The following is a 16,425-nucleotide window of genomic DNA, read 5'->3' as shown; positions in this document are numbered from 1 at the left end:
CCTCGAGCACGGCCTGGGCCACGTCGTTCGTTCTTTCGGCAACATCAGCCACAGGAAACTCTCCGATCAATGCTGCGCAGCTGGGCGCGGATGGTGGTCAGGGCGGCGCTGCGCTCGGCGGATGGCGGTTGCTGCATGATGCGGTCGCGGCGGCCGAAAACTTCGGCTTGGTCGAGCACGCGCTGGCTCTCGCGGGGCCCGGCTGAGTTGCGGCCGATCTGGCTGTGCATCTTCACGCCCGATCACATCGTCTTGATGAGTTCGAGCGCCTGCGCTTCCGCGAAGCCCTCAGCGACATAGGCAAGGAACATCGTGCGGCGGGCGTGCGCGATATGTGAGGCCGCAGCCGCAACGCCCTGCCAGATCTGGACCTGTGCTTTGACCGCCTCGGGCCAGTCGGTACGCGGGACGTCAGAGCGCATGGGTTCGGCAGCCATGGAGGGACCTTTCGCAGAGGTTAAGCGGCGAGCGAGGGGCTTCATGCGGCGCTTACGGAATGGGTTGGCTGCGGCCCGGCCTCAACGGACGGCAGCTTGGGAACGGACGTCCTGAGGGGCAGGACCGAGGCAGTCGGGGAGAGGGGCACGAAGCCGGGCCGATCGTTGCCGCGCAGGGCGGTCATGATCTGGGGCCAGCGGTGATAGAGAGATTCGACGAAGATGACGGCCGCGATGATCGCGATCGCGCCGAGGCATGCCAAGCCGGCGCCGTACATGAGGAGGTTGCAGGTCACGGGCGATCTCCAAGGGTGAGGATGGCGATCATCAGGTCGATCAGGATCTCCGCAGAGACGACGTCCATCAGATCGGGGATTGGGGGAAAAGGTGCGTGCGTGGCCGCGCCAGCGGGATCGAGGTAGCTCACTGCCCCTGCCCTTCGGCCGCGGCGCGGATCGCCTGCCCCCATGCGTGGCTGGAAACCTGCGGATCGATCGGCTTAGCGACGTCGTAAGGCGCGCCCTTCTCGATGATCGCGGGATGCACGATGCCGACCTTGCGCTGCTCGACGGCCTGGCGCTTCAAGGTGCCGGGTACCCATGCGGGCTTACGGGGCGCCCTTAGCCGGCACACGCCGGGGATCTGGACCGTCCGACCAGCTGCCAGTGACGACAGGACGGCACCAAACACGCGTTCGGCCATGTCCTGCGCATCATCGGCAGCAATCCCCGATTCTGCGATGGCGGCGATGATGTGCTTATCGACCACGAACGATGTCCATCCACTGGATTGCCCCTGCGGGCGTGATCACTTGGGCGCGCTTTCCGTCGTGCTTGAGCCTGAGCCGCGGCAGGACGAGCTCGACGGCCTTGGGCGGCATGGTCCAATCGTCAGGGTTTTCCCGCGGGCGACGAAGAACAGTGGCGGTCGGCACCGAGACCGGATCCCGCCCCTCCTTCATGAGTGCGCCAATCTGCTGGACCGTCCAGCGCGAGGTCGGATGCGGGGTGCCCTGCCACAGCGACGAGGGGGTGATGGCCTGCGTCATGCGGCGCTCAAATCGATATGACGAGTGATCGCCTGCGCAGCCGAGACGCGGACAGCGAGGGTCCGCATGCGAAATTCCGTCTCGACCTTGTCGGCCTCTGCCTCGACGCGGTCGCGCTTGGCGAGTTCGCCCATGTCGCGCACCATCGCCTTGATCATCGCAGGGGTCGGCTTGCGACGGTTGCGGGCATGGAGGATCCACGCGACTTCCGTGACCAGCAGCAGTGCGCGCGCGCCGAGGTGGTGGTCCTCGGGCACAAGCTGCAGCTTCTCAGCCTTGCCCCGCAGGTTCGCCCACAGCTCGGCGCGCTCGTGCTTGATCGCGGCGAAGTGCTTGTACCGATCGACTGCGGCCGTCAGCATCTGCTGGTCGAGCGTGCGCAAGCGCTGCGCGACATAGCGGAACTCGGTGATTGCGGAATCAAGGTCCGGATCGTGCGTCATGCCCGGGCCCGTCATGCTGCGATGCCCAGTGCGCGCTCAGCCTGCACCGTCAGGATCTCTGACTTGACCGGGCTGGCCTGAGTGAACTCGGCGATAAGGCGTTCGTAATCGATGCCAGCCCAGAACGATCGCTCACCCATGGAGTGCTGCGCGTCGGCGCGCGGCCCCCTGTGACAAGCCGCGCAGAGGCTTACAGTGCGCCAGTCATCCGGCTTCTGCCCCATGCCCGCATTGGACCCGATGCGAACGTGCGCGGCCTCAACCGACTTCATCGAACCGCATTTGCAGCAAGCAAAGCCGGCTACGAACGTCCGGTGGCGCTTCGACATCCAGCGGCTTGCGCGCTTGGCCTTCTTCGGGATTCGAGCGGGCAAGGTCATTACGCGACCACCCGGCAAGCTACGATGTCAGACTTGGCCCCCTGATGGATCCAGCAGTCGCTGTAGACATGCGCCGGAACGCCGATGGCGGGGTTCGCCAGCTCCGCTGTTTCGCGGTCACGATCGAACCGAAACTGCACATGGACACGTGCAAGATCCGAGACAGGGCACCCTGCCCCATCGCACTCGATCCAATCTGTGGAAGCCTGCTCGGCCACGATCGTCTCCCAACAAGCCGGGATGGCCTGTTGGGCTACATATGTGCGACTAGTTCGTACACGTCAACGATTTTTTCGCACACTTAGATGTTTCGATAGCGCCTCGTTCCGAAGCCTGGCGGCGCTAAATCTTGTTTCGCGGAGGCGACGACCCCCACCACGCGTATCTCGTCGTCGGTGAACATGCCTTCGTCCGGCTTTCCGATTGGGATCATGTCCTGAAACTCGGCCTCCGTGCTCTCACAGCGCAAAACCCACTTATCATCGACCATGTCGAGCCGCTTGCAGGTCAATTCTACAAGGTCGTGGGCGTTTCGCGCGACTATCACAAGCGTGCCAGGAACGGCCCTGATGCCGCCCTTCCCGATCCGGTAGCACTCAAGGTCCGATCCCGGGAGGATCGTCTTATTCATAGAGAGCCCTTCCATCCGAAGACCGAAGCGATCGGCGCCGGGCCGCACGGACGGGCCAAACTTAACGTCGTACCGTTCAGCGGCACTCCAGTCTGACTGCTCTCGCCATATACCGGCCTGCACAGACCCGGTGACGGATACCCACTCTTCATCGTCAACTGTTGGCGGCGACGCTGGCGCAGCTGTTCGGAATTGTTCCGTCAGCTCGCCGGTGACGCCAGCCAGTTTCAGTGTCTCAGCTTCACTGACGCCGCGGGCGGCGAATATCGGGGCAAGCTGTTTTGCGATCTGAAGCGACAGGAACGGCTTCTTGTTCTTCGACGGGTCTTCCATTGAGGCATAGGTCGACTGCGGTATTCCAAGCTCATCGGCTACCGCGCGAGATGCGATCTTGGGGACGGTCCGGTTACGGAGCGCCTTCAGGTTCAATGCTGAGTTGGGCATCCCGTCACAAAGCGAAAAATTCGCATCGTGTATGCGCGAAAAAGTCGTTGCTTTGCGTGCGATTATTTCGTACATCATGCTTCTATGACCAGCGATACAGACCTTTTCGCCCGGCTCGGCGGCACTCGCGCAGTAGCTGACATGATCGGCGAGCCGCCATCAACGGTCCAGAGTTGGAAGACGGCGCGTCGGATCCCATCGACCAAGCAGCCGATGGTGATCGAGAAGGTCCGCGCCGCTGGGCATCTCATAACCGCCCATGACGTGGTTTTCCCTTTTGGTGCCCAGGCTGGCCAGCAGGAGGCGGCGTAGATGGTCCGGTCCGACACGGTAGAGTTCCGCCCATTAAAGGGCGGACCTCCCCGTCGCTTACCCGGTGAAGTAGGTCCCGTCCGGGTTGAGCGCCAAACTCCTGTAGCCTTGCTCGTACAGACTGGCGAAAATAGCTTCCTGGAGATCGCGAGCCCGTTCGCCATTGCCCTCGAACGATATACCGCAGTCGAAGAAAAGAGCGCCGTCAAGCTTAAGCTCGCCCCCGGCGTAGATGAGTTCGCACCGTCGGAAGACGGCGTTGCTGTGATCCGCGTTATCGAGAATAACTCTCTCGTCTGCGAAGTACGGGTACGTGCCTGCCATGATTTAAGGTCTCCGGTGGTTGTTCGCACCAACACCGTAGCCGAGACCGGGGAGGCCGCAAGCTTCCCCGGAGGGCTTGAATAGATGCTTCTCACCCTCCCCTCTATGGAGCTGTCCCGCGTCGCTGGCGCGGCGACCGCGATCATCGCGATCGGCGCGCAGCGGTTCGGTTTCCATGCTGCATCGGATCCTTCGTACATCGAGGCACCGGTCCTCGACGTCACGCACTGCAGCGCCTGCGGTAGCCGAGCCGCAATTGCGGTTCGGGAATGCCAGCAGTCGGTTTCTCCCTCCCGTAATCGGAAAGCTGCATGAACATCATCATGATCTGCATCGCGTGTGCTGCGTGCTTCCTGCTGGGCCATGCCCATGCGGTCTGGCAGCGTCACCGTTTCATCCAGTCGCTGTTTTCCGGCAGGGATGCGGCGGCATACGGCGCGGTAGTCTGCGACGCCGAAGGGAACGTCCTGTGACGGACCACTGGTCCATCGTCGCGATGGTGATCATCATCACGGCTGGCTCGGCCGTGCTGCTCTGGGGCATCGACCTCTGCTGCCGCCACGAGGTTGCGATGCTCGAGCAGCGCGCGCGCCACGGCAAGGCGAACGGCCTTCGGGGCGGTGATCAGAGTCTCAGTTTCCATGCGCAGGAGAATGGTCGATGACCGGCCCAACTGTCGTTGCAAATGCGGAACGACTCACGAAAGCCCAGTTGCATGCCAAGATCATGCGCGGCGTCTCGCGCGGCATAGACAACGCGGGTGGCAAGGGCCGGTTCGCCGATGCGGTCGACCTTTCCACCCAGGCCCTCGACAAGCAGCTTCAAGGCTCCATGCCCTCGATCGAGGTGCTCGACCGGGTCATGGATATTGAGCCGACGGTGCTTGACGATTGGCTGCGGGCAAAGGGCAAGCGCCTCGTCGACGAGGATGCGGTTTGCGACGCGGACGACTGCGGCCTGCTTATAGCGCGCGTGCTGGTCATGCTGAACGAGTCCGAGCACCCGAACGGCCCCGGCGGGCGCACGATCGTCCCCCAGGAATACCTCGCCGGCGAGAAGCTGATGCGCGACCTTCACGGCGCGTCCGCTCGCTGGCTCCAACGATGCACCGAGCTCCGTCAACCGCTCTCTGCGGTCGCCTGAAGACAACGAATAACACGCGGAAAACCCCGCAACGGAGATGACTATGGACGCGCTGAATAGCGCAGTGCCGGTTGAGCCCGGTTCTGCGAGCGAGTTTGCACGTGTGCCTGACACCTCGCCTTCGGTGGCGGGTGGCAAGGCATTCTCGCGTGCGCAGACCGATGATCCGGTCAACCGCGAGACACATGACTTCTATCCGACGTGGCCCGCGGCGACGCGCGCGTTGCTCGAGGTCGAGAAATTCGACGGGGCGATCTGGGAGCCTGCATGCGGCGAGGGCGCAATCTCCGATGCGCTGGCGGCCGCCGGCTATACCGTCGTCAGCACCGACCTGATCGATCGCGGCTATGGCGAGGGCGAGCTCGACTTCCTCATGCAATGGCAGCCTCGCGCAGCGAACATCTTCACGAACCCGCCGTTCCGCGACGCCCTGCAGTTCATCGACCGCGCGCTGATGCTGACCACGGGCAAGGTCGTTATGTTCCTTCGCCTTGCGTTTCTGGAAGGCGTCGAGCGGGGCAAGTGGTTCCCCAGTACGCCGCTAGCGCGCGTCTACATCATGTCGCGGCGTGTGCCGATGGGCCGCGGCAAGCTTGCCGGCGAAGGTGAAGGCCATGGAGTCATCGCCTTCGCGTGGTTCGTCTGGGAGCACGGTCATCAAGGTCCGCCCGCGCTGTTCTTCCTTGATTGGAAGACCTCGGCACAATGACGAAGCCCCGCCGCACCGCTGCACAGTCCCGCGACGTCGTCTACGATGCACTGCTGCGCGCGGCGCGCGCCGGTGCCCGCTGTCCAACGAACCTCGCCTTGGCGGCGCTGCTCGGGGTGCGGTCCTCCTCGATCCCTCAGAAGGCTTTGGTCGACCTCATCGCGGCGGATAAGATCGTGGTGACCACCACGCCGTTCTCGCGCGAGATCTTCATCCCTGAGCTGGGTACGACGATCCGCGCCAGCAAAGCTCCGGACGGCTCCCTGAGGGAAGCCGAGCGCGCTCACGCAATCGCGCGGGCCGAGCGCCGTGAACCCCTGCCCCCAGTGCTCGATCGTACCCCCTGTTTCCGCTGCGGGAACCGCGCCGACATCGGCTGCGATCATCAGGCCGCATCGGCCCCCTACATCATCGACCTGGAGTTCGCGGCATGACGCGCACCTGTTCAGATTGCTCGACGCCCATCAGCCGAGACTCCAAGGGTCGGTGTCGGCCGTGCGCTATGCGAGAGGTTTCTTTGCGGCCCGAGGTCGCCAGAACGCGGCGCGACGGCCTCAATGCAAAACGCCAGGATCCTAATTTTGTCGAGCGGCATCGGGAATCGTGCCGGGTAGCAGCTGCGCGCATAATGGCTGATCCCGTCAAGGCCGCCGCGAAGCGCGAAGTTGGGCAGCGGACCGGGCGGCACAACTTCTGGCGTGAGGCTGATGAGGCATCGAAGGTGGCGGCGCGCGATGCAATTCGCCGCGCACGCCTGTCGTGGTGCCCAGAGCAGTACTGGGACTTGAACGCCAAGATGAAGGTCGGCGGCATGCCGCTCGCCGAGCGCAAGGCCGTCATCCTCGCCGAGATCGCGGGCACCGCTGAGAATGCCCGGCGCGCCGTCCTCAACCACCAAGACGCCCAGCGCATCCGCCACGAGCGCGATGTCGCCCAGTCCTATTGATCAACCAAGGAGCATGGCAATGACCGAAGAGCGTAACGAAGGCATGGGAGGCGGCCAGGTGGCTGCTGACGAACTGCGGCTGCTGATCGAGCGCGCCGAGCGCCTTGAGGAAGAGAAGAAGGGCATTACCGACGACATCAAGGATGTCATGGCCGAGGCCAAGGGCCGCGGATACGAGCCCAAGGCCATCCGGAAGATCCTATCGATCCGGAAAAAGAAGAAGGAAGAGTACCAAGAAGAGGAGGCGATCCTCGAGGTGTATCTGTCCGCGCTAGGGATGATCTGAGCCATGTGGGGCCTGATCAAACGCGCCGTCGTCGGTCGGGCCCCTGTGGCCCAGCCGCGCCCATCGGTCGAGGATCGCCTTGCGCGCCTCGACGCCGACATTGATCGCGGGATCGCCGATGCCCGCGCCCGCCGCCTAGCCCGCCCGGCGCGCGCCGAGCACGAGCGCTTCAATCGCGCCCGCCCCAAGGTCGCCGAGCTCAAGCACGCGATCGCCATGCAGCACGTGGAGCTCTGACGGTGGATAATAGCGACAAGCTCTTCATGATTTTCATCGCGCTGTACGTAGTCTGGCAGCTCTGCCAAGTTGCGCGCGCTGTAGAGTCGATCAGCACCGAACTGCTGGCCCTCCGCACGATCGGCGAGCAGAACCGCCGGTGACGCTCCTGACGGGTTTCGACCTGTGCCGCGCCGCTATGAGCGTCGTCGGAATCAGTGCGCCCGAGCAGAGCGTGCTGAACGTGCTCGCCATCATGGCGAACGATGCTGCGCAGTGCTGGCCGGGGATCAACGGCCCCGCTGGACTGGTTGGCAAAACGAAGCTGTCCGAGCGCGCCGTGCAGAACGCTGTGAAGTCTTTGGCGGGGGCGGGCCACCTCACCCGCGCAGAGCGCCCCGGCAAGGGCGTGATCTATACTGTTCACCCCCGCACCTCCTGCACCCCCGCACAAGATGCGCCGGTGCAGGAGGTGCGCCCCGCAGGAGGTGCGCCAACCCCCGCACCACCTGCACCCAAACCACCAAGAACCACCATACCCCCGAAGGTGGCGGGCAAGCCCGATGCTGCGGGCACACTTGTTCCTCTCGACTTCACCCCGATCGTCAAACCGGACTCGATCACCGGCAAGGCCATGGCAGCTTGGCCGCCTGGTCTCGAAGCCGAACAGGTCGAGCACTTCATCGACCGGCACACCACGCAAGGCACGAAGAGCCTCGATTGGCAGGCTTCGTGGAGAACCTGGGTCAAAAACTGGAAGAGCTTTAATGGCAAACGAACTCTCGACCGCCGACCAGCGTACCGCGGTAACGACCTCACCCCGATGGCAAGAGCCCTCGTTGAACGGGAGACTGGCCGATCTGGTGCTTGGGACTGACCCCCTGCCGACCCGTCTGCCCGTGCTGACCGATGTTGAACTCGCGGACGCTGAGCAGGCTCTGGCCGTATACCGCGCCGCGCCTCGGACGAGCTCGCCGCGCGCTGTTGATCGCGTCATGGCAAAGCTGGTGGTCGCCTATCCCGCTGCGCGGGTGTCCGTAGAAGAGGCTAGCGCCCGTCTCGACGTCTATGCTGAGCAGCTGAGCGATATTCCCGCGGACGTGCTGATGGCTGGCGAGATGGCCGCGGCGCGGACGATAAAGTTCTTCCCCTCGATTTCGGAGATCCGCGCTGCTGCGATGAGCCAGCCCGCCCCTCCGCGTATCCAGCGGCAGTGGCGCCTCTCGCAGCTGATCGAGGCGCGCACGCGTCGCGGGGGTGATGATCCCGCTGCCGAGCGCTGCCGCCCGGAAGAAGCAGCTGAGATCGTCGCCGCTCTTGGCGGTCGCTTCGCATCGGCTGCCGATCCAAGCCGACCAAAGCCGCAGGGCAGAAACCCCGACCGCGGCGCGCGAATGCCAAGCCGCGAGGATTACGTGCGCATGTTCGGCGTCAATCCTGGTGACGATGCAGCGATCGATCCCAAGCCGATGGCAGCATGATTATGATCAGGACATTAATCGACGCCCGTAGCTCGGTTACAAGCTTGGCCAGACTGCAGCGGCCAAACCACCCCAAAGGGCACCGGTGGCGCCCGCAATGATTAGAACCTTAATAAGCGGACTTAACCTTTCGTCTCGAAATGATGGAGCGTCGAGAATTGGATCAGGTGTCCAAGGTAGCGAAACGACCGTGGATTTTGGCCTCTCAACGACAACACTGTTAAGTTCCGCGTCCGTCAGCGGAACGTCGAATACGCAGCCGTACCATCCTTGGCCATCTTTCCGAACTACTTGTGCCGACCGTCCACCGAGGCCAGTCAGCCCGAGGCCGATGCGCGACGGTATTTTAAGATTTGCTGAACCTGGAATAATGAATCCCGTAAGTGATAGGTCCGAAACAACAACCTCGTATGGACGATTGTTATCGTCTCGCAAGGTGCCATCGAGGCCGACGGAATGCCGGGGCGCTGTGCGCTGGTCATATAACTTGGCAACAGTCGCAGTCACATCAGTTTCCTCTGAGAAGAGCAAACTTCTAGCTGACTACGCTTGCCAACGACTGAATCAAATCAGTTAGCGAAACGTTACCGGCGATTGATGGCGGTTCAGTATTATTTCAAGAGCGAGGGTTGAGACGATGGGACGGGCAGCAAAGGCAAGCAAGAAGATCAAGCGGCAGTCGAAGACGCCTGCGCAGCGCATGGCCGAAGCAGTGATGGCTAAGGGCGAGGCCATCGGCGCACCCGCGATCCAGGTCGGTCGCGGCATGCACGAGATCGTCGATGTGCCGTTGCGCGATGCTGGGCGCGTCGTGACCGAGCATACCCTGATCAACCGGGGCGGCACGCCGGTCGCGCGCTGGAAGGCGGCCAAGCTGCTGTCCGATAGCCAAGTCGCGGCGATCGATCATTGCGAGACGCTATGGTCGCGTCTCGCAGGCAAGGCCCTAGTCATGGACTTGGCCCGCATCCCCGGCGCTGGTCAGGGCAACGGATGGGCAGAGCAGGAGGCCCTCGACGATCTGAAGCGGATCAAGGGCTACTTCCCGGCGAAGTGGTGGTGTGTGTTCGAGAACGTCTGTCGGTTTGATGAGACCGCAGGGTTTGCGGGGTCGGCGCTCACGAAGTGCCGTAACGATCAGGTGACTGCCGCGCGCATCACCGTCCAGTTCGTGGCGGATGTCATTGCCATGAAAGAACGGTTGTTTTAGTCGGCGCCGACACCTGGGCTACATTGCGTTTGGTAGCTTATGCCAGCAGAAGCGAGCGCGCGTCCACCCTGCGGCGCCGGCGCATTGTGCCACCGACCATTCCGAAACCAGCGATAAGCATCGCCCATGTGGCTGGTTCGGGAACAGCCGATGCCATTGCGAAGGTGACCGGCAAGGCTAATGAATCGAACGGGCCGGTATAAGAGAAGCGAGCTGATCCGGCGTTCAGGGCCGTGGGCAGCGAGGCCGACGACAGCGCGTTTGCATCGGGGAAATCCAGGTCAAACGTGAACATGGCATTCTCAGACCCGAACAGTTGCTTGAAGCCGAAAACGTTCAGAGTATCGACCTGCCCATCGGTGCCGGGAAGAAAATCGTTGATGAAAATTGTATAATTGTCATCGGCAGTCGTGACACCGTTCGTAATGCTCGAGGTGAAGCTGAAATTATACAGGCTTCGGCTGGGGGTATACGATGCGTATGTTCGTGTTTCGTCGGCTTCGGTTTCCAGCGCGGTCGAACTCGGATCGTAGTCGAATGATCCGCTCACCCAACCCGCCCCGTTCGATCCCGAAAAGACTATCTTCGCTGCCTGCGCCGAGCCAGACGCGACCGTCGCGATCGCCACGGCGATCAAGAATCCGAGAACCGTTCGCATCTACTACCCTTTAGTTAACTTTGTCTCGCAACAGATATAATATCGGCTGGCGGGTCAATTGGCTTGGTAAGTTGCGCCATCTAGCAACGCCTGTAGAAAACTCGTTGACGCCATCACCCCCGCAACGTATACACATGACCAGTTGTTAGAGCCGCGCCCGCGAGGGTTGCGGCTCTTGTCGTATGTGGAGGTGTAGATGGCTGCACCGCATATGCGGCTCACCACTGCCGACCATGTCGAGGCCATCGGCATGCGCGTGCTGCGAGGCGCCAGAAATGTGCGCAGTTCATCGCGCCATCATGGTCACAGCGATCCGCTTATTGAGGATGTCGAGCAACTGGCGCAGAATCTTCGAGAGCGCGTTGGCTAGCCACCCTCGTCCTCTCACTCTGAAGCTATGCTCCGAGCGATTGTCCTACGGTATGGTCAGACGCGACGTTACTTTGTGCGTTGATGTGGCCTATGCTTGTATGCCCACTACGCTCAGGAACTTTGTATGAACAACGTCGTCAGTCTGGTTCTAGCATCCATCTTAGTTGCTGCTCCGGCGCACGCGCAAACGGTGAACGACGATGTCCGGTGCCTGGTTGTAACCAGTGCCGTCGGCGAGCAGGCCACGAACGAGCCAACGCGGAAGGTCGCGAATTTGACGGCGGCGTTCTACATGGGCCGGCTGGATGGACGAGTTTCCGCAACTGTTGCTGCAGCCCTCAAGTCTCAGCCGGCTGTCGCTGGAACCGCCGCGCTGGGAATTTTCAAAGCCTGCGCCGCGAGGGCTCAGGGCGCACAGGCGCGCTTGCGCGCAGAATCTCGGTGATTTGACGGCGCCAAGTAATTGATCGTGAGATGAGGTGCGGAATGGGAGGAGCAGCGCGAGACGCCTTTAACTTCACCACCGCTGAACATGCAGGGGATATCGGCATGCGCAAACTGCGGATCGCCGAGGAGATGTCGAGCGGGTCGCGCCATCAGGGCGCAGCGATCGGCTTATCGAGGATGTAGAGCAACTGGCGCAGAATCTTCGAAAGCGCGTCGGCTAGCCACCTTCATCCCCTCACGCAGAAGCCATGCTCCGAGCGATTGTCCTGCGGCATGGCGGCAGTCGCATGTTCTCATCGCGGATATTGATACTCAGGGGACTGGCCTTCCAACCCCCTGAGTGGCGGGCTTATCAAGACCCTGTATTGGTACCGTGGTCTGAATAGGCGGCTGTCTTATCACTGACGATGTTGAACAAACCGTGGTCATTATCGGCGACATGATCGTCAGGCCACGGCGATTGATCCGAGCCGTGATCGCTGTTACATTCGCTTCGGCCACGCTCAGATGGTCTATCCTTTTTAAACTCATTGACGCCTGGCATCTCAACTCTCCAAGGTTCGACCTCGATTCGGGTCGCTCTTCGATTGAGAGCCTTCCCTAAAGCGTCGTCAAGTCCTCTGCAGCAACACCTTATAAATTAACTAAGGCGCTTCATCTTGCGGCGGAGCCGAAAGCCTCGCCTTGTGTTGAGATTAATCTGAACAAAGTTGCTGAAGGTCTCGGCAACGGGAGATGGCATGGCGACAACGTTCCGACCCGCTACCGCCGACCGTGTCGAGGCTATCGGCATGCGCGTGCTGCGCATCGCTGAAGATATGGCGAGTGGATCACGCCACCAGGGCCGCAGCGAGCGCTTGATTGAGCAGGCTGAGCAAGCGGCGATCGATCTCCGTGCCGCCGTTCGAGGACGCTGATGAGCTGGTCTAAAGTCAGCCGCCATCAGCGCGGCTATGGCACTGCGCACGACAAGATGCGCGCTCACCTGCTCGCCACTGTCATCAGCTGCGAGGGTAAGTGCAAAGCAAAGGGCATCGAGACGCTGGGCAAGATCGCCGACCATATCGTCCCGCTGTCGCGTGGCGGCAGCGGCGAACGCAGCAATTATCAGCTGCTCTGCAGGCCATGCTCTGACGCCAAGACGCTTGCTGACAAGGGCGCCGCGGCGCGGCCTATCGGTGGCGTGGATCGTTCGGGACGGCCGACTAGCGCGTCGCACCCGTGGAACCGCGCCGGCTGAGGCGCCCACCCCCGGGGTCAAAAGTCTGAGGGCCGGCGCCGCCCGTACCGACCACGTGGGGCGTGCGCACTGTGAGTAATTTTTGAGGGGGGAGGGTTTCGACCGGTCCGCCGCGGGAGGCCATATGGCCGAGGTCATCGAAATTGCTGGGGGCGACGGCGTTCCGCCGGAGCCGAACTGGCGCAGCATCTTCGGCCGGGCCGCGGACCGCGAGGCCGCATCGTCCTACTGGAAAAGCATCATCAGCGAGATGCGCGGCGCCGAGAAACTGGCCGTTGCCAACTCGCATGCGGTTATCCGACTGGTCGTCGCATACGTCACGTTCGATCAATCCGCGAAGGAGGTGGTCAAATCAGGCCCGGTCATCAAGGCCAAGAAGACCGGCGTCCCGACCTACAATCCATGGTGGACGACGATGTCGAACGCCGCGAGCCAGGCGCAGGCGCTCGAGAAGGAACTCTGCATCTCACCGCGCGAACGCGGCTCTGGGGCCAAGGTCGTCAAGAAACAGACCCGCACTACGGGTGCGGCGCGGTTCCTAAAACAGCGTGGCTAATCGTTTCCTCGCTGATCCTGATCCGACAACGGCATGGGCGAAAGCTGCGGTCGACGGGAAGCTGTTCACGGCTGGGGAACTCGTCCGCTATGCGGCCGAGCGGCACCTGCGCGACATACGTGACGGTGAGCGGCGCGGCATTTACTGGCGACCGGATGCTGCGGGCCATGCCCTCGACTTCCTGCCGTCGGTTTTCCAGGTCACCGACGGGCCATCTGCTGGCCAGCCGTTCTACCCGCTCGAGTGGCACACGTTCGTCATGGGTTCGCTGTTCGGCTGGCGCACTGCAACCGACCGCTGGCGGTTTCGGTCAGGCTGGCTGGAAACCGGCAAAGGCCAAGCCAAGTCGCCACTGATGGGTGCAATCGGCGTCTACATCATGGGCTGGTGCGATATTCAGCGCGCCCAGTGCTATGCCATCGGCGAGGACAAGAAGACCGCCAATGTCCTGTTCCGCGACGCCGCGGCCATGTGCCGCGCGACGATACCGGAGCATGACGAAGGCGAAAGCCTGGAAGGCCTCGGCGAGGTCGTCATCCGCGGCGAATTGGAGAACGCCTGGAAGATCGAGCATCCCGACAGCGGGTCGTTCTTTCAGCCGATCGCCAGCGGCGAAAGCCTTTCCGGTCCGCGACCGAACTATGTCGCGGGCGACGAGATCCATGAGCTTACCGACGAAAACGTGTTGCAGACGTGGAAGCGCGGCATCGACAAGGTCGCCGGTCACGCACTGATGCTCATGGGCACGAACACGCCCGCCACGTCGCAGCATGTCGGCACGTCCTACTCGGACATGTACCAGCAGATTGCCAAGGGCGAGGCGCGCGACGACACAGCGTTCGCGTTCGTCGCGCGGATCGACAAGGCTGACCGGGAGACGGTGTTCGAGAACGAGAAGGTCTGGCAGAAGTCGCTGCCGGCGCTGGGGGAGACCTTCCCGATCGAGAATATTCGCGAGACGGTTGCCTCCGCGCTGCTGCGGCCGTCGACCAAGTCGAGCGTCCTGCGACTATATTTCGGCGTCGATACCGCATCGGCGGACTTCTGGATCGACGAGGAAAAGTGGGCCGCGGTCCAGGGTCCGGTCGATGAGACGATGATGCGCAACCGGTTCTGCCGGCTGGCGCTCGATCTCTCGCAGAAGAACGATCTGACCGCGGTCAGCGCGGCTTGGGAGCCGATCGGCGACGAGCCCCTGGCGGTGAAAAGCTGGTATTGGACAGCGGCAGGCACCACCGCTGGCCACCTTAAGGAGAAGGGTGAGCGCGATCACGCCCCGTACGTCGAGTGGGTCGAGGACGGGTTCCTGGTCGCCACGCCGGGTGCGACGATCGATTACACTTTCGTCGCGATGCAGGTGTCCAAGCTCTACGCCGAGCACAAGGTGCTCGAAATGGTTGCCGATCCGGCCTTCATTTCGAGCTTCATGGATGCATGTGCAGAGGTCGGGCTTGAAGTCTGGTTGTACGGCGGCCCGGATAAACCGACGGGACGCGGGCTTAAGATCGTGGCGCATGCCCAGGGCACGCGCGTCATGTTCGAAGACCGGCAGCTTTGCATGCCGCACTCGATCACAAAGACCGAAGACGCGATTCTCGCGCAGCGGGTCATCATCGATAACTCGCCGGTCACATACAGTTGCGCGGCAAACGCCGCGATCGACCCCGACGGTCAAGGCAACCGCATGTTCAACAAGAAGAAATCACGCGGGCGTATCGACGGCATGGTCACGACCACGATGGCGATCGGCGCTGCCGTCTCCAGCCTGAAGACGAAGAAGAAGTCGGTGTACGCCTCGCGCGGCATCATCCGCGTCTAACAGGAGGGTGTACGTCTATGTCGCCTGATGATTATCGACGCCAGGCTGGCGGGCGAAGGTCCTTATCGCCTTCGCGCGCGATTGCCGCAGCCAAGGCGGCAACTGGGCAGAGCCATGGCGGGCCGATCATGGCCTACCAAGCCTACGATTTTGCAGACCCGACCCTTCATGAGATGATGCGCGGCGACGGCGGTCGAACCGGGGTTGCAGGGATCGCGGTCAATGAACGTGCCGCGCTGCGCAACAGCACCTTCTTTCGGGCCATGTCGCTAATCTCCGGCTCGATAGGCATGCTGCCGCTTCACCTCATGCGCAGAGCTGCGGACGGGAAGATTGAAAAGGCGCGGGACCACCCCTTGTTCAGGGTATTGCATCGCAAGCCAAACGACTTTCAATCCGCCACTCAGTTCAAGAGCTACATGCAGCTTTGCGCCTTGCTCGACGGCAATGCATTCGCGCTGATCGTCCGATCGAGGGGCGCGGTACGTCAAATTGTCCCCCTCCCCCGGCGATCAGTAAAGCCGCAGCTTTCAGCGACCTTTGAGCTGAGCTTTCGGTACCAGCCCAAATCGGGTGGCGCCGTGACGCTTGCCAAGGAAGACGTCTTTCACTTCCGCGGCCCTATTTCTCTGGACGGCCTGACTGGCGTTTCCCTGCTGGACGTCGCTGCCGACACGCTAGGCCTGTCGCATCGCGCGCTTCAGGCTGCTGGTCGATTGCTTGACAAGGGCACGATGGCGCGCGGCGCGCTTGAGACCGATCAGACGCTTGGAGCCGAAGCGATCGACAATCTGCGCGACAGCCTTCGAGAGAACTTCTCGGGAGCAGACGCCGAAGATGATTGGTTGATACTCGAGGAGGGCCTGAAGGCAAAAGTGCTGTCCGGCACGGCGAAGGACAACGAGCTCGTTGCGCTGCGCCAGCAGGAGGCGGAAGAGATATCGCGGTTTACCGGCACTCCGCGCCCGCTGCTGATGTTCGATGAGACCAGCTGGGGCAGCGGTATCGAACAGCTGGGGCTGTTTTTCGTCACGTACTGCCTCCTCCAATGGTTCGTCATTTGGGAGGAGGCCGTGTGGTTCTGCCTGCTCACGCCGGCCGAACAGGACACGATGTACGCCAAGTACAATGACGGGGCGCTTCTACGCGGCTCCCTCAAAGACCAGGCTGAGTTTTTCAAGGCGGCGCTCGGTCCGAATGCGGCTTTCCTTACCCCGAATGAGGCTCGCGACAACTTCGACCGCAACCCGATCGCGGGGGGCGACGAGCTGCCCCGCAACGGCACTACTGCCGCAGCAACTTTAGCAGACGCTTAGGAGCAAC

32 protein-coding genes are annotated in these 16,425 nt (G+C 62.3%); 20 read left to right on the top strand and 12 right to left on the bottom strand.

Translation table 11 applies throughout. The annotated features are described in order from the left end of the window. Positions 1-44 precede the first annotated feature (44 nt). The 9 genes from C8J24_RS17400 to C8J24_RS14905 all read right to left on the bottom strand — a co-directional run bounded on the left by C8J24_RS17400 (position 45) and on the right by C8J24_RS14905 (position 3,458). Positions 45-236 (bottom strand): hypothetical protein, encoded by a 192-nt coding sequence (locus C8J24_RS17400; RefSeq protein WP_146163706.1) that lies wholly within the window; start codon positions 234-236, stop codon positions 45-47. A 6-nt stretch (positions 237-242) separates the two neighbouring features. Further along, the gene (locus C8J24_RS14940) at positions 243-437 is read right to left on the bottom strand and encodes a hypothetical protein (RefSeq protein WP_146163705.1); all 195 of its coding nucleotides are present in this window, start codon (positions 435-437) and stop codon (positions 243-245) included. Between the two features lie 41 nt (positions 438-478). Continuing rightward, complete coding sequence (locus C8J24_RS14935) at positions 479-733, bottom strand: hypothetical protein (RefSeq protein ID WP_107933613.1); 255 nt, start codon at positions 731-733, stop codon at positions 479-481. Further along, positions 730-864, bottom strand: coding sequence for a hypothetical protein (locus C8J24_RS17990; RefSeq protein WP_277352413.1), 135 nt, complete (start codon positions 862-864; stop codon positions 730-732). Before C8J24_RS17990 ends, C8J24_RS14935 begins: the two co-directional genes overlap by 4 nt. Beyond that, complete coding sequence (locus C8J24_RS14930; protein ID WP_037527992.1) at positions 861-1,205, bottom strand: HU family DNA-binding protein; 345 nt, start codon at positions 1,203-1,205, stop codon at positions 861-863. The genes C8J24_RS17990 and C8J24_RS14930 overlap by 4 nt, the downstream gene beginning before the upstream one ends. Then, on the bottom strand, positions 1,195-1,485 hold the full coding sequence (locus tag C8J24_RS14925; RefSeq protein WP_107933611.1) for a hypothetical protein: 291 nt from the start codon (positions 1,483-1,485) through the stop codon (positions 1,195-1,197). Before C8J24_RS14925 ends, C8J24_RS14930 begins: the two co-directional genes overlap by 11 nt. Next, the gene (locus tag C8J24_RS14920) at positions 1,482-1,943 is read right to left on the bottom strand and encodes a hypothetical protein (RefSeq protein WP_107933609.1); all 462 of its coding nucleotides are present in this window, start codon (positions 1,941-1,943) and stop codon (positions 1,482-1,484) included. Before C8J24_RS14920 ends, C8J24_RS14925 begins: the two co-directional genes overlap by 4 nt. Then, complete coding sequence (locus C8J24_RS14915) at positions 1,940-2,308, bottom strand: DUF968 domain-containing protein (RefSeq protein WP_244180759.1); 369 nt, start codon at positions 2,306-2,308, stop codon at positions 1,940-1,942. Before C8J24_RS14915 ends, C8J24_RS14920 begins: the two co-directional genes overlap by 4 nt. A 301-nt stretch (positions 2,309-2,609) precedes the next feature. Then, positions 2,610-3,458, bottom strand: coding sequence for a S24 family peptidase (locus C8J24_RS14905; RefSeq protein WP_167396778.1), 849 nt, complete (start codon positions 3,456-3,458; stop codon positions 2,610-2,612). A 9-nt stretch (positions 3,459-3,467) separates the two neighbouring features. Between C8J24_RS14905 and C8J24_RS14900 the strand changes: the two genes are divergently transcribed. Continuing rightward, on the top strand, positions 3,468-3,695 hold the full coding sequence (locus C8J24_RS14900) for a carph-isopro domain-containing protein (RefSeq protein ID WP_107933604.1): 228 nt from the start codon (positions 3,468-3,470) through the stop codon (positions 3,693-3,695). A gap of 57 nt (positions 3,696-3,752) precedes the next feature. Here C8J24_RS14900 and C8J24_RS14895 read toward each other — a convergent pair whose 3' ends face one another. Beyond that, complete coding sequence (locus C8J24_RS14895) at positions 3,753-4,019, bottom strand: hypothetical protein (protein WP_107933602.1); 267 nt, start codon at positions 4,017-4,019, stop codon at positions 3,753-3,755. 311 nt (positions 4,020-4,330) lie between these two features. Here C8J24_RS14895 and C8J24_RS17635 point away from each other — a divergent pair, with 311 nt between their 5' ends. The 11 genes from C8J24_RS17635 to C8J24_RS14850 all read left to right on the top strand — a co-directional run bounded on the left by C8J24_RS17635 (position 4,331) and on the right by C8J24_RS14850 (position 8,800). Then, complete coding sequence (locus C8J24_RS17635; RefSeq protein WP_167396777.1) at positions 4,331-4,492, top strand: hypothetical protein; 162 nt, start codon at positions 4,331-4,333, stop codon at positions 4,490-4,492. After that, positions 4,489-4,683 (top strand): hypothetical protein, encoded by a 195-nt coding sequence (locus C8J24_RS14890; protein ID WP_107933600.1) that lies wholly within the window; start codon positions 4,489-4,491, stop codon positions 4,681-4,683. Before C8J24_RS17635 ends, C8J24_RS14890 begins: the two co-directional genes overlap by 4 nt. Then, positions 4,680-5,162 (top strand): hypothetical protein, encoded by a 483-nt coding sequence (locus C8J24_RS14885; protein WP_107933598.1) that lies wholly within the window; start codon positions 4,680-4,682, stop codon positions 5,160-5,162. Before C8J24_RS14890 ends, C8J24_RS14885 begins: the two co-directional genes overlap by 4 nt. 43 nt (positions 5,163-5,205) lie before the next feature. Next, entirely contained in the window at positions 5,206-5,871 is a 666-nt protein-coding gene (locus C8J24_RS14880) for a hypothetical protein (RefSeq protein WP_146163702.1), read from the top strand. Then, on the top strand, positions 5,868-6,305 hold the full coding sequence (locus tag C8J24_RS14875) for a hypothetical protein (RefSeq protein ID WP_107933594.1): 438 nt from the start codon (positions 5,868-5,870) through the stop codon (positions 6,303-6,305). The genes C8J24_RS14880 and C8J24_RS14875 overlap by 4 nt, the downstream gene beginning before the upstream one ends. A gap of 194 nt (positions 6,306-6,499) precedes the next feature. After that, positions 6,500-6,817 carry a hypothetical protein gene (locus C8J24_RS14870; RefSeq protein WP_107933592.1) on the top strand — a complete coding sequence of 106 codons (318 nt, stop codon included), beginning with the start codon at positions 6,500-6,502 and terminating at the stop codon, positions 6,815-6,817. Between the two features lie 43 nt (positions 6,818-6,860). Beyond that, positions 6,861-7,103, top strand: a complete 243-nt coding sequence (locus tag C8J24_RS14865) for a GapR family DNA-binding domain-containing protein (RefSeq protein ID WP_208620990.1) — start codon at positions 6,861-6,863, stop codon at positions 7,101-7,103. Between the two features lie 3 nt (positions 7,104-7,106). Then, positions 7,107-7,340 carry a hypothetical protein gene (locus C8J24_RS14860; RefSeq protein ID WP_107933590.1) on the top strand — a complete coding sequence of 78 codons (234 nt, stop codon included), beginning with the start codon at positions 7,107-7,109 and terminating at the stop codon, positions 7,338-7,340. A 2-nt stretch (positions 7,341-7,342) separates the two neighbouring features. Then, positions 7,343-7,483 carry a hypothetical protein gene (locus C8J24_RS17630; RefSeq protein ID WP_167396776.1) on the top strand — a complete coding sequence of 47 codons (141 nt, stop codon included), beginning with the start codon at positions 7,343-7,345 and terminating at the stop codon, positions 7,481-7,483. After that, positions 7,480-8,196, top strand: a complete 717-nt coding sequence (locus C8J24_RS14855) for a hypothetical protein (RefSeq protein ID WP_107933588.1) — start codon at positions 7,480-7,482, stop codon at positions 8,194-8,196. Before C8J24_RS17630 ends, C8J24_RS14855 begins: the two co-directional genes overlap by 4 nt. Positions 8,197-8,314: 118 nt before the next feature. Further along, positions 8,315-8,800 (top strand): hypothetical protein, encoded by a 486-nt coding sequence (locus tag C8J24_RS14850; RefSeq protein WP_146163701.1) that lies wholly within the window; start codon positions 8,315-8,317, stop codon positions 8,798-8,800. Between the two features lie 36 nt (positions 8,801-8,836). Here C8J24_RS14850 and C8J24_RS18075 read toward each other — a convergent pair whose 3' ends face one another. Beyond that, entirely contained in the window at positions 8,837-9,307 is a 471-nt protein-coding gene (locus C8J24_RS18075) for a PilZ domain-containing protein (protein ID WP_420894118.1), read from the bottom strand. Positions 9,308-9,437: 130 nt separating this feature from the next. On the opposite strand from C8J24_RS18075, the gene C8J24_RS14845 reads away from it, so the two are divergent. After that, entirely contained in the window at positions 9,438-10,010 is a 573-nt protein-coding gene (locus C8J24_RS14845; RefSeq protein ID WP_107933584.1) for a hypothetical protein, read from the top strand. A gap of 37 nt (positions 10,011-10,047) precedes the next feature. Here the strand turns inward: C8J24_RS14845 and C8J24_RS14840 are convergent, their stop codons facing one another. Next, positions 10,048-10,668 (bottom strand): PEPxxWA-CTERM sorting domain-containing protein, encoded by a 621-nt coding sequence (locus tag C8J24_RS14840; RefSeq protein WP_107933582.1) that lies wholly within the window; start codon positions 10,666-10,668, stop codon positions 10,048-10,050. Between the two features lie 196 nt (positions 10,669-10,864). Between C8J24_RS14840 and C8J24_RS17625 the strand changes: the two genes are divergently transcribed. From C8J24_RS17625 to C8J24_RS14820, 7 genes are all read left to right on the top strand, one after another. Next, positions 10,865-11,038 (top strand): hypothetical protein, encoded by a 174-nt coding sequence (locus C8J24_RS17625; protein WP_167396775.1) that lies wholly within the window; start codon positions 10,865-10,867, stop codon positions 11,036-11,038. Between the two features lie 126 nt (positions 11,039-11,164). Beyond that, positions 11,165-11,485, top strand: coding sequence for a hypothetical protein (locus C8J24_RS17395; protein WP_146163700.1), 321 nt, complete (start codon positions 11,165-11,167; stop codon positions 11,483-11,485). A 742-nt stretch (positions 11,486-12,227) separates the two neighbouring features. Next, on the top strand, positions 12,228-12,404 hold the full coding sequence (locus C8J24_RS17620) for a hypothetical protein (protein ID WP_167396774.1): 177 nt from the start codon (positions 12,228-12,230) through the stop codon (positions 12,402-12,404). Then, positions 12,404-12,727 carry an HNH endonuclease gene (locus C8J24_RS14835; RefSeq protein WP_107933579.1) on the top strand — a complete coding sequence of 108 codons (324 nt, stop codon included), beginning with the start codon at positions 12,404-12,406 and terminating at the stop codon, positions 12,725-12,727. Before C8J24_RS17620 ends, C8J24_RS14835 begins: the two co-directional genes overlap by 1 nt. A 124-nt stretch (positions 12,728-12,851) precedes the next feature. Further along, entirely contained in the window at positions 12,852-13,283 is a 432-nt protein-coding gene (locus tag C8J24_RS14830; RefSeq protein WP_107933577.1) for a P27 family phage terminase small subunit, read from the top strand. Next, the gene (locus tag C8J24_RS14825) at positions 13,276-15,102 is read left to right on the top strand and encodes a terminase large subunit (RefSeq protein WP_107933575.1); all 1,827 of its coding nucleotides are present in this window, start codon (positions 13,276-13,278) and stop codon (positions 15,100-15,102) included. Before C8J24_RS14830 ends, C8J24_RS14825 begins: the two co-directional genes overlap by 8 nt. 128 nt (positions 15,103-15,230) lie before the next feature. After that, entirely contained in the window at positions 15,231-16,418 is a 1,188-nt protein-coding gene (locus C8J24_RS14820; protein WP_167396773.1) for a phage portal protein, read from the top strand. Positions 16,419-16,425 lie beyond the last annotated feature (7 nt).

The sequence above is a fragment of the Sphingomonas aerolata genome, from assembly GCF_003046295.1.
In the GTDB taxonomy this organism is placed as follows: Bacteria; Pseudomonadota; Alphaproteobacteria; order Sphingomonadales; family Sphingomonadaceae; genus Sphingomonas; species Sphingomonas aerolata.
Note: the sequence above shows the minus strand (reverse complement) of the source record. Positions and strands in the feature narration are given on the sequence as shown.

What these genes read in the sequence shown, in the direction of transcription:
- C8J24_RS14940 (WP_146163705.1), bottom strand. Translation starts at nt 437, where the DNA reads ATGGCTGCCGAACCCATGCGCTCTGACGTCCCGCGTACCGACTGGCCC.
- C8J24_RS14925 (WP_107933611.1), bottom strand. Translation starts at nt 1,485, where the DNA reads ATGACGCAGGCCATCACCCCCTCGTCGCTGTGGCAGGGCACCCCGCAT.
- C8J24_RS14920 (WP_107933609.1), bottom strand. Translation starts at nt 1,943, where the DNA reads ATGACGGGCCCGGGCATGACGCACGATCCGGACCTTGATTCCGCAATC.
- C8J24_RS14915 (WP_244180759.1), bottom strand. Translation starts at nt 2,308, where the DNA reads ATGACCTTGCCCGCTCGAATCCCGAAGAAGGCCAAGCGCGCAAGCCGC.
- C8J24_RS14905 (WP_167396778.1), bottom strand. Translation starts at nt 3,458, where the DNA reads ATGTACGAAATAATCGCACGCAAAGCAACGACTTTTTCGCGCATACAC.
- C8J24_RS14900 (WP_107933604.1), top strand. Translation starts at nt 3,468, where the DNA reads ATGACCAGCGATACAGACCTTTTCGCCCGGCTCGGCGGCACTCGCGCA.
- C8J24_RS14895 (WP_107933602.1), bottom strand. Translation starts at nt 4,019, where the DNA reads ATGGCAGGCACGTACCCGTACTTCGCAGACGAGAGAGTTATTCTCGAT.
- C8J24_RS17635 (WP_167396777.1), top strand. Translation starts at nt 4,331, where the DNA reads ATGAACATCATCATGATCTGCATCGCGTGTGCTGCGTGCTTCCTGCTG.
- C8J24_RS14885 (WP_107933598.1), top strand. Translation starts at nt 4,680, where the DNA reads ATGACCGGCCCAACTGTCGTTGCAAATGCGGAACGACTCACGAAAGCC.
- C8J24_RS14880 (WP_146163702.1), top strand. Translation starts at nt 5,206, where the DNA reads ATGGACGCGCTGAATAGCGCAGTGCCGGTTGAGCCCGGTTCTGCGAGC.
- C8J24_RS14875 (WP_107933594.1), top strand. Translation starts at nt 5,868, where the DNA reads ATGACGAAGCCCCGCCGCACCGCTGCACAGTCCCGCGACGTCGTCTAC.
- C8J24_RS14870 (WP_107933592.1), top strand. Translation starts at nt 6,500, where the DNA reads ATGGCTGATCCCGTCAAGGCCGCCGCGAAGCGCGAAGTTGGGCAGCGG.
- C8J24_RS14865 (WP_208620990.1), top strand. Translation starts at nt 6,861, where the DNA reads ATGGGAGGCGGCCAGGTGGCTGCTGACGAACTGCGGCTGCTGATCGAG.
- C8J24_RS14860 (WP_107933590.1), top strand. Translation starts at nt 7,107, where the DNA reads ATGTGGGGCCTGATCAAACGCGCCGTCGTCGGTCGGGCCCCTGTGGCC.
- C8J24_RS14850 (WP_146163701.1), top strand. Translation starts at nt 8,315, where the DNA reads ATGGCAAAGCTGGTGGTCGCCTATCCCGCTGCGCGGGTGTCCGTAGAA.
- C8J24_RS14845 (WP_107933584.1), top strand. Translation starts at nt 9,438, where the DNA reads ATGGGACGGGCAGCAAAGGCAAGCAAGAAGATCAAGCGGCAGTCGAAG.
- C8J24_RS14840 (WP_107933582.1), bottom strand. Translation starts at nt 10,668, where the DNA reads ATGCGAACGGTTCTCGGATTCTTGATCGCCGTGGCGATCGCGACGGTC.
- C8J24_RS17625 (WP_167396775.1), top strand. Translation starts at nt 10,865, where the DNA reads ATGGCTGCACCGCATATGCGGCTCACCACTGCCGACCATGTCGAGGCC.
- C8J24_RS17395 (WP_146163700.1), top strand. Translation starts at nt 11,165, where the DNA reads ATGAACAACGTCGTCAGTCTGGTTCTAGCATCCATCTTAGTTGCTGCT.
- C8J24_RS17620 (WP_167396774.1), top strand. Translation starts at nt 12,228, where the DNA reads ATGGCGACAACGTTCCGACCCGCTACCGCCGACCGTGTCGAGGCTATC.
- C8J24_RS14835 (WP_107933579.1), top strand. Translation starts at nt 12,404, where the DNA reads ATGAGCTGGTCTAAAGTCAGCCGCCATCAGCGCGGCTATGGCACTGCG.
- C8J24_RS14830 (WP_107933577.1), top strand. Translation starts at nt 12,852, where the DNA reads ATGGCCGAGGTCATCGAAATTGCTGGGGGCGACGGCGTTCCGCCGGAG.
- C8J24_RS14820 (WP_167396773.1), top strand. Translation starts at nt 15,231, where the DNA reads ATGGCCTACCAAGCCTACGATTTTGCAGACCCGACCCTTCATGAGATG.